Annotated in this window: 10 protein-coding genes; 5 read left to right on the top strand and 5 right to left on the bottom strand. The window is 72.7% G+C overall.

Going from position 1 to position 14,671, the window contains the following annotated elements; all coding sequences use genetic code 11:
* Positions 1 to 360: 360 nt before the first annotated feature.
* Positions 361 to 1,830, bottom strand: coding sequence for an aldehyde dehydrogenase (locus tag Pen02_RS21000; RefSeq protein ID WP_203867809.1), 1,470 nt, complete (start codon positions 1,828 to 1,830; stop codon positions 361 to 363).
* A gap of 250 nt (positions 1,831 to 2,080) precedes the next feature.
* On the opposite strand from Pen02_RS21000, the gene Pen02_RS20995 reads away from it, so the two are divergent.
* The 4 genes from Pen02_RS20995 (at position 2,081) to Pen02_RS20980 (ending at position 8,156) form a co-directional block, all read left to right on the top strand.
* Positions 2,081 to 3,796 (top strand): thiamine pyrophosphate-binding protein, encoded by a 1,716-nt coding sequence (locus Pen02_RS20995; RefSeq protein WP_203867808.1) that lies wholly within the window; start codon positions 2,081 to 2,083, stop codon positions 3,794 to 3,796.
* A gap of 139 nt (positions 3,797 to 3,935) precedes the next feature.
* Positions 3,936 to 5,762, top strand: coding sequence for an ABC transporter permease (locus tag Pen02_RS20990; protein ID WP_203867807.1), 1,827 nt, complete (start codon positions 3,936 to 3,938; stop codon positions 5,760 to 5,762).
* 90 nt (positions 5,763 to 5,852) lie between these two features.
* Entirely contained in the window at positions 5,853 to 6,968 is a 1,116-nt protein-coding gene (locus Pen02_RS20985; RefSeq protein WP_203867806.1) for an ABC transporter substrate-binding protein, read from the top strand.
* A 3-nt stretch (positions 6,969 to 6,971) separates the two neighbouring features.
* Positions 6,972 to 8,156 (top strand): ABC transporter ATP-binding protein, encoded by a 1,185-nt coding sequence (locus Pen02_RS20980; protein WP_203867805.1) that lies wholly within the window; start codon positions 6,972 to 6,974, stop codon positions 8,154 to 8,156.
* Positions 8,157 to 8,223: 67 nt separating this feature from the next.
* On the opposite strand, the gene Pen02_RS20975 is transcribed toward Pen02_RS20980, so the two are convergent.
* From Pen02_RS20975 to Pen02_RS20965, 3 genes are all read right to left on the bottom strand, one after another.
* Entirely contained in the window at positions 8,224 to 8,835 is a 612-nt protein-coding gene (locus Pen02_RS20975) for a DUF305 domain-containing protein (protein ID WP_203867804.1), read from the bottom strand.
* 188 nt (positions 8,836 to 9,023) lie between these two features.
* Complete coding sequence (locus tag Pen02_RS20970) at positions 9,024 to 9,911, bottom strand: DUF1996 domain-containing protein (RefSeq protein ID WP_203867803.1); 888 nt, start codon at positions 9,909 to 9,911, stop codon at positions 9,024 to 9,026.
* Between the two features lie 227 nt (positions 9,912 to 10,138).
* Positions 10,139 to 11,191: a cation diffusion facilitator family transporter gene (locus tag Pen02_RS20965; RefSeq protein WP_203867802.1), complete on the bottom strand. Its 1,053-nt coding sequence runs from the start codon at positions 11,189 to 11,191 to the stop codon at positions 10,139 to 10,141.
* A 135-nt stretch (positions 11,192 to 11,326) separates the two neighbouring features.
* Between Pen02_RS20965 and ligA the strand changes: the two genes are divergently transcribed.
* Entirely contained in the window at positions 11,327 to 13,753 is a 2,427-nt protein-coding gene (ligA, locus tag Pen02_RS20960; RefSeq protein ID WP_239141041.1) for an NAD-dependent DNA ligase LigA, read from the top strand.
* Here the strand turns inward: ligA and Pen02_RS20955 are convergent.
* Entirely contained in the window at positions 13,737 to 14,537 is an 801-nt protein-coding gene (locus Pen02_RS20955; RefSeq protein WP_203867801.1) for a putative protein N(5)-glutamine methyltransferase, read from the bottom strand. The genes ligA and Pen02_RS20955 overlap by 17 nt on opposite strands.
* Positions 14,538 to 14,671 lie beyond the last annotated feature (134 nt).

The following is a 14,671-nucleotide window of genomic DNA, read 5'->3' as shown; positions in this document are numbered from 1 at the left end:
AGAAAACCAGCCGAAACCAGCCACCCGGGGCTTATCTGTCCGCGCCTTCCGTTTCCGTCCGGCGCGTTTTATACCTTACCCGACTGTTTCCGCCTCGTCAAACCGTGTCTCCCGGTTTGTCATGCTTCGTCCAGCCGTCGTGCACCCGTACGGACGCAGCGGGTTACCGCCGCGATCGTTCGGGGTTTGGCAGGCCGGCCACCGCGGTGTTGCTCCGCGGGCTTGCCCGGTGCCCTGCCGGGAGAGAAAGTTACACGGCGGGGCCGGCAACGCCAAATCGGGGTGTCGGCGGCGACAATTCCTGCGGGTAAATCTGGAATATCCGACTCTATCGGCGGCCCTCCGTGACCGCGTCCCGACTCAGTCGACGGCGGCGATCACCGTCTTCGGCTCGGTGCAGAACTCACGGCTGAAGTCGCCGCCCTCCCTACCCACCCCGGAGAGCCCGAAACCACCGAACGGCGCCCGCGCCTCGCGTACCCCGAAGGTGTTGATCCAGACCGTGCCGGCCCGCAGCCTGGCGGCGACCCGATGGGCCCGGCCCAGGTCGCGGGTGAACAGCACTGCGGAGAGGCCGTACGGCGTGTCGTTGGCCAGCCGCAGCGCCTCGGCCTCGTCGTCGAACGGGGTGACCACCGCCACCGGCCCGAACACCTCCTCCCGGAGTACCCGGGCCGCCGGCCCCAGCCCGACCGCGACGGTGGGCCGGACCAGCAGACTCCCGTCGACCGCGCCACCGGTACGCAGCTCGCCGCCGTCGGCGTCGACCGAGTCCAGATAGCCGGTCACCTTGGCGTGGTGCTCGGCACTGGAGAGCGGGCCGACGTGCGTGGCCGGATCGTGCGGATCGCCGTACGGGAGTGCCTCGGCGGCCCGGACGAACCGGTCGAGGAACTCGTCGTACCCGGCCCGTTGCACGTAGATCCGGCTGGTGGAGAGGCAGACCTGACCGGAGTTGCTGTAGATCGCCCGGATCGAGCCGGCCACCGCGACGTCCATGTCGGCGTCGGCGAAGACCAGGTTGGCGCCCTTGCCACCGCACTCCAGGGAGACCGGGACCAGCGAGCGGGCCGCCGCAGCCGCGATGACCGCGCCGGTACGGGACTCGCCGGTGAAGGTGATCCGGTCGATCCCCGACGCGGTGGTCAGCCACTCGCCGGTGGAGTCCGGCCCGAAGCCGTGTACGACGTTGAGCACCCCGGGCGGCAGTCCCGCCTCCAGGGCCAGCTCGGCCACCCGGGCGGCCGAGGCCGGCGACTGCTCGGCCGGCTTCAGCACCACCGTGTTGCCGTAGGCCAGTGCCGGGGCGATCTTCCAGACGCCCAGGTTCAGCGGGTAGTTCCAAGGTGCGATCGCGGCGAAGACGCCGGCCGGCTCGTAGCGCAGGTACTGGTGCAGCCGGTCGTCCCCGGGGTAGGTGCTGGCCGTCGACTGCTGGGCGTGCGTGGCGAAGAACCGGAAGTGGTTGACCGCACTGGTCAGGTTCCAGTTCCGGCTGTTGGTCACCGGCATGCCCATGTCCCGGGTGTCCAGCCGGGCGAGTTCCTCGGCGTGCGACTCCATCAGGTCGGCGAGCCGGTGCAGCACGGCGGAGCGTTCGCGCTGCGGCATCCGGGGCCACGGGCCGGCGTCGAAGGCCCGCCGGGCCGCCGCCACCGCCGCCGCGACGTCCGCCCGACCCGCCCTGGCGACCCGGGCCCACGGCCGCTGGGTCCACGGGTCCACCGAGTCGAAGTACGCCCCGTCGGCGCTGTCGCCGACCTGCCCGTCGACCACCTGGGCCACCGGGTCGAGCCGGGCCGGCCCTCCGGTGTTTCCGACTGTCTGCATTGCGCGAACACCTCCGTGACGGGGCTGGTGCCGGAGGCTCTCGGCCCGGGCACTACTTCCGCACTATCCACCACACGAGAACTAGCGGCAGCAGGATTCTTCTTGGCGGAACTCGATGTCGTTCTACTGAGAAGAATCTGAGGATGCATCGTTCCGCATCCCGATCATTGGCGTTACTGTCGCCACATCTCGCCGTAACCAGTTCGACTCGATCGCCAGCGCGGCTCGACAGCAGGTACGAGGAGCGGCCATGACCAGTACGGTGCTCGCCCCGACCGACCGGAACAGCGGTACGCCGGCCGCGCACGCCCTGCTGGACGTACTGGTCGGCTGGGGAATCCGGCGGGTCTTCTGCTGCCCCGGCAGCACCGAGGCGGCCTTCCTGGACGCGGTCGTCGAACGGTCCGCCGAGGTCGAACTCGTACTCACCACGCACGAGTCGGTCGCGGTGGCGATGGCCGACGGCGCCGCCCGGATCACCGGCCAACCGCAGGTCGCGTACCTGCACACCAACGTGGGACTGGCCAACGGGGTGGCGCACCTGACCGCCGCACAACTCGGCAACGCCCCGGTGCTACTGCTCAACGGCCTCAAGTCCACCGCACTACAGGGCCGGGACGGCTTCACCACCGTGCCGTACCCGAGGGACACGATCCGGCAACACGTCAAGTGGGCCCGCCAGGTCACCTCGGCCGACGCGCTCGCCGCCGACGTCGCCCGGGCACTGCGTACCTCGGTCGCCGAGCCGGCCGGGCCGACCTGGATCGGGCTGCCGCAGGACGTACTGGAGTCGACAGCTCCGGCGGGCGTGGCGCCGGAGACGGTGCGGCCGGTGGACGTACCCCGGAACCGGCCGGACCGGGACGCGGTGGCCGACGCCGCGCGACTGCTCGCCGGGGCGACCCGGCCGGTGCTGGTGGCCGGCGGCGACGTCGCCCGGCACGGCGCGGTCGACGCCCTGGTCACGCTCGCCGAGCGGCTCGGCGCGACGGTGCTCGGCGAGGACCGGCGGGGCTTCCAGCGCACCGCGTTCCCGACCGCACACCCCCGGTTCGCCGGCTGGTACGCCCCGACCCACCCGGCGGTGACCGCCGCCGACCTGGTCTTCTTCGTCGGCTGCCGGGTGTTCACCGAGTTCGAGGCGCCGGTCGGGGACGAGTTCCCCCGGCACGCCACCGTGCTGCACGCACACGTCGACCCGACCGAGGTGGGCCGGCTCCATCCGGTACGGCTGGGATTGGTCGGGCACCTCGGCGCCGTCCTCGACGACCTGCTCGCCGCGCTGCCGCCGAACGCGACCAGGGCGACAGCCGAGGGCGGGTCGTCGCCGGCCGGGATCGGTGGCGGGTCGGCGCAGGGCGGTTCGGTCGCGGCCGGCGCACCGGGCTCCGGTGTGCGACCGGCGTTTCCCGGGCACGTCGGGCTGGGTGCGGTGGTGGCCGCGCTGGTCGACGGGCTCGGCACCGACCCGACCGTGGTGCTGGACGCCACCACCGCCACCCCGGCGCTGCTCTCCGCGCTGCCGCAGCACCGCCCGGACCAGGTGCTGCTCTCCTCGTCCGGCTCGCTCGGCTGGGGCGCCGGTGCCGCGCTCGGCGTCCAACTGGCCCGGCCCGGACACCAGGTGGTCGCCGTGCTCGGTGACGGGTCGTTCCAGTTCGGCATCCAGGCGCTCTGGACCGCCGCGCACTACCGGATCCCGGTCACCTTCGTGGTGCTGAACAACGGCAGCTACAGCGCGGTCGGCTCCGCGCTGCACCGGTTCGGCGGCGCGGCCCGGCGTACCGGTCGGTGGCCGGGTACCGACATCGGCGGACCACGGATCGCCGACATCGCCACCGGTTTCGGGGTACCGGCGACCCGGGTGACCGGTCCGGCCGATCTCGCGGCGGCATTGCGGGCGGTACGCGACACCGCCGGCCCGGCACTTGTCGAGGTCCTGACCGGCCCCGGCGCCCCGAGCTGACCGCCCCTGACCGACTGACCGAGCAACCGTCCTGACCGGGCAACCGTCCTGACTGACCAGACCGAGCAACCGAGCTGACCAGACCGAGTAAGCGTCCTGACCGACCGGACCGAGCAACCGAGCACGCAGGAGGGCCGTCGTGTTTGCCAGGAAGCCGAGCACCGGACCGTTCAGCACCGCCCGGGGGCTGCTGCCGCTGATCGTGGTCTGCGCGTTCCTCTTCGCCTTCCCGATCGTCATGCTGGTGGTCGGCGCCTTCCGCAACCAGGATCCGAGCCTGCCGGCCAACTGGGGGTGGGACGGTTTCCGGACGGCGTACACCAGCTCGGCGACGTACTCGACCCTGCGCAACTCGCTGCTGCTCTCCACCGCCGTCACCGTGCTCGGTACGTCGATCGGCCTGCTCTGCGCCTTCCTGGTCACCCGGACCCGGACCCCGCTGCGCCGGCTGGTCACCCCGTGCATGCTGCTGGTCGTCGCACTGCCGCCGCTGTTCTACGCGATCAGTTGGGGCATGCTCGGCAATCCCCGGATCGGGCCGGTCAACACGCTCTTCCGGGACCTGACCGGCAGCGAGGCGACCGTCTTCGACGTCAACTCGTGGACCGGGCTGATCCTGGTGATCGCGCTCAAGTCCGCCGGCTTCAGCTATCTGATGCTGCTCGGCCCGTTCCTGGCGCTGGACCGGGGGCTGGAGGAGGCGGCGCAGGTCTCCGGGGCGGGCAAACTGCGTACGCTGCTCGGCATCGACCTGCCGGTGCTCGCCCCGGCGGTCAGCGGGGTGGTCATCCTCAACTTCGTCATCGGGCTGGAGTTCTTCGACGTACCGCTCTTCCTCGGCACGCCGGCCGGGATCGAGGTCTTCTCCACCCGGGTCTACGGGCTGATCAGCGAGAGCAGCCCGGCCGACTACGGCGCGGCCAGCGCGCTGTCGCTGCTGCTGGTGGCGATCGTGATGGTGCTGGTCGCGGTGCAGTGGCGGGTGCTGGGGCGGCGCCGCTACACCACGGTCACCGGCAAGGGCTACCGCAGCGACGCCTGGGACATCGGCCGCTGGCGCTGGGCCGGCACCGCCTTCCTGCTGCTGTACGCGCTGCTCGCGGTCGTCGCCCCGATGGTGCAACTGGTGCTCGGCTCGCTCCAGCCGTTCCTCGGCGGCTCGGCCGGCTACTCGCTGGTCAACTACCGGGAACTGCTCGCCGACCCGGAAACCGTGTCCGCGCTGCGGTCCACCCTGGTCGTCTCGGTGCTCGGCGGGCTCGGCGCGATGCTGCTGGCACTGCTCATCGGGTACGCCGTCGGGCACAACCGGACCCGGCTGCGCCGGGTGGTCGAGATGCTCACCTGGCTGCCCTGGGCGGTACCCGGTGTGGTGCTCAGCCTCGGCATCGCCTGGGCGTACATCAGCGTGCCGGGACTGCGCCAGCTCTACGGCACGGTCTGGATCGTGCTGCTCGCCCTGATCGCCGCGACGGTGCCGATCGCGCAGCGGGCGACCGGGCCGGCACTGGCCCAACTCGGCCACGAACTGGAGGAGGCGTCCCGGGTCGCCGGCGCCGGTCCGTTGCGGATGTTCGCCGGCATCGTGCTGCCGCTGATCGCGCCGAGCTTCCTGGCCGGCTGGTTCGTCTCGGCCATCGTCGTCTCCGGCAACCTCGCGGTGCCGATCCTGCTCTCCTCGCAGCAGAACGCCACCGTGCCGCTGCTGGTCCTGGAGCTGTACACGGCGGGCGAGATCTCCCGGGCCGCCGCGCTCTTCGTGATCATGATGGTGCTGCTCTGCGTCGGCCTGGCGGTGTTGGCCGGGCTCGCCCGGCTGGTCGGGCTGCTGCGCCGCCGGGCGCTGACCGCCACCGCGTCCCGTCCCGCGCCGCCGACCCCGTCGGCCGGACCAGGCGCCCCGTCCCCGCCGGCCGACCCGTCGCCGGCCCCGATCCCGTCGTCGGCACCCGCCGCCCTCGGTTAACCGGCCCGCCCCCGTCGCCCGGCCCGCCCCTCGGTCGGTCGGCCCGCCCTCGATCAGTCCCCGCAACCCCTCGGTGAGGAGAGAAGAACGATGACTTCGCGGAACCTGCTCCGGACCGGCGCGGTCGCGGCGGCGGTCGCGCTGGCGCTGTCCGCCTGCGGTGGCGGCGGACCGGCCTCGGACGCCGCTGCCAACGTGGCCGGCGACGCCGACAAACTCGGCGGCCAGGCCGCCGTCGACACCATGACCGGGCTGTACGAGGCCGCCAAGGCGGCCGGCAAGACCGAGGTGGTGGTCTACGGCCCCGGCGAGAACGACAAGGCCGACGTCTACAAGGCGTTCCAGAAGCGCTTCCCGGCCATCCGGGTCACCGGCGAGTACCTGGTCGGGCCGCAGCTCGCCAGCAAGATCAATCAGGAGTTCGGCAGCGGCAAGCACGTCGCGGACCTGGTCCAGGGCGGTGACACCACCGTCGCCGCCCAGCTCGACGAGCGGCGGTACGCGAAGTTCGCCCCGGTCACCGCCGCCACGCTGGGCAAGGAGTACCAGGATCCCGGCGGAACGGTCTTCGCCGCCTCCGGCAGCATCATGGGCATCCTCTACAACGTCGACCGGGTACCCGCGCCGGACGCGCCGAAGGGCTGGCGGGACCTGCTCGACCCGCGCTGGAAGGGCCGGATGGTGCTCGACGACGCCACCAAGAACGGTGCGGTGGCGGGCACCTTCTCCCGGATGCTGCACGACGGCCGGTACGACGACACGTACCTGAGCGGGCTCGCCGGGCAGGAGATCCACTGGGTGGCCTCCGGGCCTGTCGCAGGCAACGCGGTGGCGACCGGTGAGTTCGAGGTGGCGCCGGTCTACCCGTACAGCTTCTATCTGCGGGACAAGGCGAAGCACGCCCCGGTGAAGCTGGTCTTCCCGGTCGACGGCGGCAACCAGGTCTCGCCGCACTACCTCGGACTGGTCGACGGCGCACCGCACCCGGACGCGGCGAAGCTCCTGATGACCTGGCTGTTCACCCCCGAGGGCCAGCAGGCGGTCGCCGACGCCGGATACGCCCCGACGATGCCGAACGCGCCGAACGTCGCCGGGCTGCCGCCGCTGAGCACGATGGACCAGCTCAAGCCGTTCGCCATCGCCGAGGTCAACGCGGCCCAGGCGGCGTACCTGGCGAAGTCCAAGCAGATCTTCGGCCGGGGCTGAGCCATGACGACCGACCTGGTGATCGAGGGGCTGGTCAAGCGGTTCGGCGGCACCGCCGCGGTCGACGGGATCGACCTGCGGGTCCGGCAGGGCGAGTTCCTCACCCTGCTCGGGCCGAGCGGCTGCGGCAAGACCACCACGCTGCGCTGCGTCGCCGGACTGGAGCTGCCGACCTCGGGCGAGATCTCGTTCCGGGGCCGGGTCTTCGCCGCGCCGGGCCGGGCGGTCTTCGTACCACCCGACAAGCGGCGGATCGGCATGGTCTTCCAGAGCTACGCGCTCTGGCCGCACATGACCGTACGGGCCAACGTCGGCTATCCGCTGAAGATGGCGAAGGTGCCGAGGGCGGAGATCCGGGACCGGGTGCACGAGATGCTCGGCCGGGTCGGGCTCGCCGACCGGGCCGACGAGATGGCGGTCGCGCTCTCCGGCGGCCAGCAGCAGCGGGTCGCCCTGGCCCGGGCGATGGCCAGCCGTCCCGAGCTGCTGCTCTTCGACGAACCACTGTCCAACCTGGACGCGAAACTGCGCTACCAGCTCCGCGACGAGATCCGCAGCCTGCACGACCAGCTCGGCACCACCTCGGTGTACGTCACCCACGACCAGGAGGAGGCGATGGCGCTCTCGGACCGGATCGTGGTGATGAACGCGGGCCGGATCGAGCAGGTCGGTCCGCCCCGGGATCTGTACGCCCGGCCCCGCAACGCCTTCGTGGCGGACTTCATGGGCTACCAGAACATCCTGCCGGGGGTGGTCGCGGAGGGCCGGGACGGCGGGCTCGCGGAGGGCCGGGACGGCGGGCATCTCGTCCGGGTCGACGGGTCGACGCTGGCCGTCGCCGTGCCCGGCGTACCGCCCGGACCGGCCGGCACCGCCACCTCGGTCGCCTTCCGCGCCTCGGCGGTACGCCTCGACCCGTACACCGACGGCCCGTCGACGGAACTCGTCGGCCGGGTGCTCCGGTCGACGTACCTGGGGCGGAGTCTCAACCTGCTGCTGGATGTGGCGGGGGTGCGGTTGCGTACCCAGCTCGACGAGGGGTCGTTGGGGCGGGTCGGGCCGGAGTTGCCGGCACCGGGGGAGGAACTGACGGTGCACCTGCCGGCACGGGCGGTCGTACCGCTGGCGCCGGTCAATGCCGCCGAGCCGGTCGGTGCCGCTCATCCGGTCGGTGCGGCGGCCGGCTGAACGGCGGTGCCGGTGCGGCCCGGGCGAGGCGGCAACCGCGCCGCCGGGATCGACGCACCGGCCCGGCTCAGGGCTGGAGTTCGGTCAGTTCTGCCAGGTAGGCGTTGCCGGTCCGGGCGATGGTGCCGGCCAGGGTGGTGGTGTCGGGGTCGGCGCCGGAGCGCTGTTCGGCGCTGGCGACCCGGACGGACTGCTCCAGGTGCGCCCGGAGGTGCCGACCGAAGAGGCGACGGAACTCGGCGTCGGGGGCCGCGCCGAGCGCGGTCAGCTCGGCGGCGGTGACCATCCCGGGCATGTCGTGCCCCTCGTGCGGATTGGTCTTCGGTGCGCCGGAGCGGTCGAGCAGCCGGCGGGACCGGTCGAGCTCGGTGCGGGAGGTGTCCCGGACCTGGGCGGCGAGCCGGCGGACATCCGGCTGCGCGGTGCGCTCCGGCACCAGCTCCAGCAGCGGCAGTACCCGCTCGTGCATGGCGACGGTCAGTTGCAGCCAGGCGATGTCGGTGCCGTTGAACGGGCCCGACGCGCTGGGCGTACCCGCCGGGGTGGCCGACTGTCCGGCGACGGCCGGGGCGCCGGTGGGCGTACCCGGAGCGGATGCCGGCGGTGCGGCGCAGCCGCCGGCCAGCAGGACCACCACGAGCAGCGCGGCGGTGGCCGGGATGCCGGCGGTCGGCCTCATCGGCTGTTTCTCCCTCTGGTCCTGATCTCCGCTTGCCCTCGCTCCGGTTGCCTCGCCCCGGTTGCCTCGCCCCGGTTCAGGAGGTGTCGACGGTCAGCTCGTCCGGATCCGTCGCTCCGGGCCTGGTCTCCGGTTGCCGTCGCGGGATGGACCCGGCCGGAGCCGGACCCACCCCGCGCGGCCCACGGTCAGCTCGGTCGGCCGTCCGCGCCGCACTTGATCACGGGACGGATGCAGTCCCGGACCCGGCGCATCATCTCGGCCTCGGGCCAGGCGTTGAAGAAGTCGCCGTGCATCGTGAACCCGGCGCCGGAGGCGAGTCGGAACCGGGCCGGGTTGCCGCTCACCGGATAGCGCAGCACCTGGCGCAGCTTCGGGACCGCGACCGGGTGGCTGGACGGGCAGGCCTGGTTCACCGGGTACGCCATGTGGCTCTTGTGGTCCGGCGAGTCGAGGTCACGGCCGTTCCAGCACTGCGGGAAGTCGAGGTACGACTCGATCATCGTCCCCGATGGACAGTTGACGAAGTCCTTGGATGCACCGACGTGCCCGGCGTGCAGGCAGGACCACCGGGAGTTGGTGGTCGAGTCCGGCGCGGTGGCCCGGGCGTTGCCCGCGACGATCCGCAGGCCCAGCGGCAGCGGCTGGGTGTTGGCGACGATGTCGCTGCGTACGCCCTCGCCGAGGTAGTAGAACGTGACGATGGCCGGCTCCACCGGCACGTTGTCCGCGTAGAAGGTCGGCACCCAGTAGGACGAGACGTCGACCCGGGGGTTGCAGGTGGTGTTGGAGTTCAGCAGGTCGGACAGGTTGGTGTAGGCGTTGGTGGTGGTCGCGCCGAAGAAGCTGTGCATGTGCGAGGCGCCCGGCAGGCCCGGGAAGATGATCGGGTCGTCCGGCAGGCGGTGGCTGTAGGGGCAGTCGGCCAGGAACTCGGCTACCCGGACGATGCGGGCCTCGGCCGGTGCCGCCCGCTCGATCACGGTGTAGCCACCGAGCAGGGCGAGCAGGGCGCCGAGCAGCGTCACGATCCGGAGCCGGCGGCGCAGGGTGGAGAAGGGTGCGGCCCTTTCCATGTGGGAACTCCTAGCGGGTGAGCGGCCAGCGAGGATTCCGGCGCCGCCGCCGAAGGCATCGGAGATCGCTGGCCAGACTTGGTGGTGGTCTGCCCTTGTTAGAGGGTAAAGAGAGCGCTCTCTCCCGCTCCAGCTTGAGCCCGCCGTCGAAAACTGTCAATACCTGTTAACTGCCGGCCGCGTCCGGTCCCAGTCGGAGGTGGTGCCCGACCGGTGGGACGCCGCGATCACTCGCGGCGGCGGGTGGGATCGAGGAAGACGTACCGGATCGCCGGATTGCGGGCGATCAGCCGGCGCTCGGCCTCGTCCGCCGCGACCTCGATCTCCGCCCGGCTGGCGTCGTCGTCGAAGTTGACCTTCACCGCCACCAGGATGTCCTCCGGGCCGAGTTGCAGGGTCATCAGCCGGTCCACGCTGCGCAGGTCCGGCACCGCCGCCAGCTCGCGCTCGATCTCCGCGCGTACCGCCTCCCCGGCCGCCCGGCCGACCAGCAGGGCGATGTTGTTGTGCGCCAGCGTGGTCGCCACCACCAGCAGCAGTACGCCGATCAGGATCGAGGCGATGCCGTCCCACACCGGACTGCCGGTCAGCTCCGACACCCCCACGCCGACGCCGGCCAGCACCAGCCCGACCAGTGCCGCGCTGTCCTCCAGCAGCACCGCCTTGACGGTGGTGTTCGGGGTACGCCGGGCCACCCGCAGCCAGGGCAGCCGCCACCGGGCCGCCCGGCGGCGGAGCTGGCGTACCGACCGGAGCAGCGAGATCCCCTCGGCGACGAAGGAGACGACCAGCACGATGTACGCGACCAACGGGTCCAGGTCCTCGTGCCGTTGCTGGATCGCCTGCACGCCCTGGAAGATGGAGAAACCGGCACCGACGACGAAGGTGACGACCGCGGCGACGAAGGCCCAGAGGTAACTCTCCCGCCCGTAGCCGAACGGGTACTGCGTGGTCGGCGGCCGGGAGCCGCGCCGCAGGGCGATGAAGAGCAGCAGTTCGGTGGTGGTGTCGGCGACCGAGTGGGCCGCCTCGGAGAGCACCGCCGCCGAGCCGGAGACCATCCCGGCGACCGCCTTGGCGACCGCCACGGTCAGGTTCGCCAGCCCCGCCACCACCACCGTGCCGATGCTCTGGGAGCGCTGCGAGGCGGCCGGGTTGAGCGGATTCTGCTGCCCCGGTGCCGTCGGCGTGGCCGGGCGTTCGGTGTGCTGCGTACTCCGCCCGCCGTCCGCCCCGCGTACGCCCGGCTCGTCCTCCGGGGTACGCGCCGGCTCGGCCATGAGGCCAGCCTAGGTGCCCGACGGGGCCCCAGCGGGTGGTTGCGGACGACACCCGCCCGCCCGGGGGCAGCGGTTCGTCGTACCCGGTCTCTAGGCTGAACGCCGAGCGTGCGGGCCTGACGGGAGGGGGACCTCGTGGCTTACGAGGCAGTGGTGGCGGCAACCGACGAACGGGCCGAGGGGCCTGCGGGGCCGGGCGGGGGCGCGGTCGACCCGGCCGGACCGGTGGCGGTCGATCCGGCCGGGCCGGTGGTCGACGCCGTGGACCCGGTGGTGGACGCCGTGGACCCGGTGGTAAACGCCGCGCTGGCCGAGCCGTTCGCGGACCGCCCGGCGTACGAGGCGGCGATCGCCGAGATCCGGTCGGCCGCCGCCAGCTACTACAACGGTGCCGACCTGGCGATGGACGACGCGACGTACGACGCGCTGATGGCCCGGGTCGTCGCCACCGAGACCGCCCGACCGGAGTGGAAGACCGACGACTCGCCCAGCGAGCTGGTCGGCGCCGGCGCCGGGCTGGTCGGCGACGTCGTGCACAGCACCCCGATGCTCAGTCTCGACAACGTCTTCGGCGAGGCGGAGCTGGCCCGCTGGGCGGCCCGGCTCGACAAGCTGCTCGGCCGTCCCGCCGCCGGCTACACCGTCGAGCCCAAGATCGACGGCCTGGCCATCGCCGCCCGTTACGTGGACGGCCGGCTGACCCAGGTCGCCACCCGGGGCGACGGGCTGGCCGGCGAGGACGTGACGCCCCAGGCGCGACGGGCCGCCGGCCTGCCGGAACGGCTCGGCGAGCCGCTGACCGTGGAGATCCGGGGCGAGGTGTTCATGACCGACGCCGACTTCGCCCGGGCCCAGGAACTGCGTACCGGACACGGCGAGCCGGCCTTCGCGCATCCGCGCAGCGCCGCCGCCGGCACGCTGCGGGCGCAGGACCGGGCGTACGACGCACCGCTCTCCTTCCTCGCCTACTCCGTGCACGGACTCGACGACGCCGACGGGGCGAGCGAGCCCCGACCGCACTCGGCCACCATGGCGTACGTCGAGAGCCTCGGTGTGGCCACCACCGCCGGCTCGCCGGTCGGGATGCCGCTCTGCACCACCGTCGAGGAGGTGCTCGCCGTGGTGGAGGCGCTCTACGCCCGCCGTGGCGAGCTGGGCTTCGGCATCGACGGTGCGGTGATCAAGGCAGACCATCCGGCCGACCGCGAGCTGGCCGGCTCGGGCACCCGGGCACCCCGGTGGGGCATCGCCTACAAGTTCCCGGCCGACACCCGCACCACCACACTGCTCTCGATCGAGGTGCAGGTCGGCCGGACCGGAGTGATCACCCCGGTCGCCGTACTGGCCCCGGTGCAGGTGGGCGGGGTGACCGTCACCTCGGCCACCCTGCACAACTTCGACGACCTGGTCCGGCGCAACGTCCGGGCCGGCGACACGGTCTTCGTACGCCGGGCCGGCGACGTCATCCCGGAGATCACCGGCGCCAAGCTCGACGAGCGGCCGGCGGACTCGACGGAATACCAACCGCCGACCGGCTGCCCGCGCTGCGGCGGCGAGATCGACCGCTCCCAGAAGCGCTGGCGCTGTACCCAGGGGCGGGCCTGCGGTGCCCGCGAGTCGCTCTCCTACTACGCCGCCCGGGACTCGATGGACATCGAGGGGCTGGGCAGCAAGATCATCGACCTGGTGGTCAGCGCCGATCTGGTCACCGATCCCGCCGACCTCTACGACCTCGATCCCGCCACGCTGGCCACCCTGGAGCGGATGGGCGAGACCTCCGCCCGCAAGCTCGTCGCCAACATCGAGGCGTCCAAGCAACAGCCGCTCTCCCGGGTGCTCACCGGCCTCGGCGTACGGATGACCGGCCGGTCGATGTCCCGTCGGCTCGCCCGGCACTTCGGCACGATGGAGGCGCTGCTGGCCGCCTCGGTCGCCGACCTGGAGGAGGTCGAGGGCGTCGGCCCGGAGCGGGCCGTCACCATCGCGGCAGAGCTGGTCGAGCTGGCCCCGGTCGTCGAGAAGCTGACCGCCCGGGGAGTCAACATGACCGAGCCGGGCGTACCGGGGCGGGCCGCGCCGACCGAGGGCGACGCCGACGGCGAGTCGAGCGTACCGGCGGCGAGCGCCCTGCCGCTGCGCCGGCCGGACGGCACCCCGATGACGGTCGTGGTCACCGGCTCGGTGCCGGGGCTGACCCGCAACGAGGGCAACGAGGCGGTCGAGCGGCTCGGCGGCAAGTCGTCCGGCTCGGTCTCGAAGCGGACCGATCTGGTGGTGGTCGGCGAGGGCGCGGGCAGCAAGGCGGAGAAGGCCGTCGGCCTGGGCGTCCGGGTGATGCCGGCGGAACGGTTCGCCGAGCTGCTCGCCGCACACACCGCCGGAGACGCGGCGACGATCGCCGAGATCCTGGCGGTACCGGAGGTCGAGCCGGAGGCCGGCGCGGAGGTCGGGGCGGTGGCCGGTACGGAAGTCGAGCCAGAGGGCCGCGCGGAACTCGGGGCGGAGGGCGAGCCCGCGCTGGCGACGTCCGGGGACGGGGGCGCGGTCAGCGACGGCCGATGACGACGGTCGCCGGCAGGTCGTCGTCGGTGACCACCGTCGGAGCGAGGCCGGCCCGGTCCAGTACGGCCACCGCGATCCCCGCCTGCTCCAGGCTGGTCTCCAGCAGCAGGTGGCCGCCGGGGGCGAGCCAGTCCCCGGCTCCGGCGGCCACCCGACGCAGCACGTCGAGACCGTCCCGTCCGCCGTCCAGCGCCACCAGCGGCTCGTGCAGCCGCGCCTCCGGTGGCAGCAGCGCGACCGCCTCGCTTGGCACGTAGGGCACGTTCGCCACCAGCACGTCGACCCGGCCACGAAGGTCCGGCGGAAGTGGCCGGTAGAGGTCCCCGGCGTACACCCGGCCGCCGAGCGGCGCGAGGTTGCGCCGGGCACACTCGACGGCGGCCGGTTCGATGTCCACGGCGTACAGCGCGACGTCCTCGACCAGCGCCGCGACCGCCAGCCCGATCGCACCGGAGCCACAGGCCAGGTCCAGCACCGTCGCTCCGGGTCGGGCCAGCGCGGCGGCCCGCCGGACCAGCAGTTCGGTACGCCGACGCGGCACGAAGACTCCCGGGTCGACGGCGACCCGCAGCCCGCAGAAGTCGACCCAGCCCAGGACGTGTTCGAGCGGCAACCCGGCGACCCGCCGCTCGACCAGGGCGGACAGCTCGGCCGGGTCCCGCGCGGCGGCGACCAGAAGTTCCGCCTCGTCCTCGGCGAAGACGCAGCCGGCGGCGCGGAGCCGACCGACGACATCGGCCTGAACGGCGCTGGCCCGGGTGGAGGTGGAGGTGGGTTTCGACACGTGCAGCCCTTCGGAACGCCTGGGGCACTCCCGTGGTTACCGCGACCCGACCTGCTCCGGAGAGACCGCCGGCCCGCAGGATGGGAGCATCCCGCTGATCATCGCGGAAATCGGTCCCACCCCCTCGGCTCGTG

This window comes from Plantactinospora endophytica (genome assembly GCF_016862915.1).
GTDB lineage: Bacteria > Actinomycetota > Actinomycetes > Mycobacteriales > Micromonosporaceae > Plantactinospora > Plantactinospora endophytica.
Note: the sequence above shows the minus strand (reverse complement) of the source record. Positions and strands in the feature narration are given on the sequence as shown.

Coding starts and splice junctions, on each gene's coding strand:
- Pen02_RS20975 (WP_203867804.1), bottom strand. CDS start 8,835: ATGAGGCCGACCGCCGGCATCCCGGCCACCGCCGCGCTGCTCGTGGTG.
- Pen02_RS21000 (WP_203867809.1), bottom strand. CDS start 1,830: ATGCAGACAGTCGGAAACACCGGAGGGCCGGCCCGGCTCGACCCGGTG.
- Pen02_RS20980 (WP_203867805.1), top strand. CDS start 6,972: ATGACGACCGACCTGGTGATCGAGGGGCTGGTCAAGCGGTTCGGCGGC.
- Pen02_RS20965 (WP_203867802.1), bottom strand. CDS start 11,191: ATGGCCGAGCCGGCGCGTACCCCGGAGGACGAGCCGGGCGTACGCGGG.
- Pen02_RS20995 (WP_203867808.1), top strand. CDS start 2,081: ATGACCAGTACGGTGCTCGCCCCGACCGACCGGAACAGCGGTACGCCG.
- Pen02_RS20985 (WP_203867806.1), top strand. CDS start 5,853: ATGACTTCGCGGAACCTGCTCCGGACCGGCGCGGTCGCGGCGGCGGTC.
- Pen02_RS20970 (WP_203867803.1), bottom strand. CDS start 9,911: ATGGAAAGGGCCGCACCCTTCTCCACCCTGCGCCGCCGGCTCCGGATC.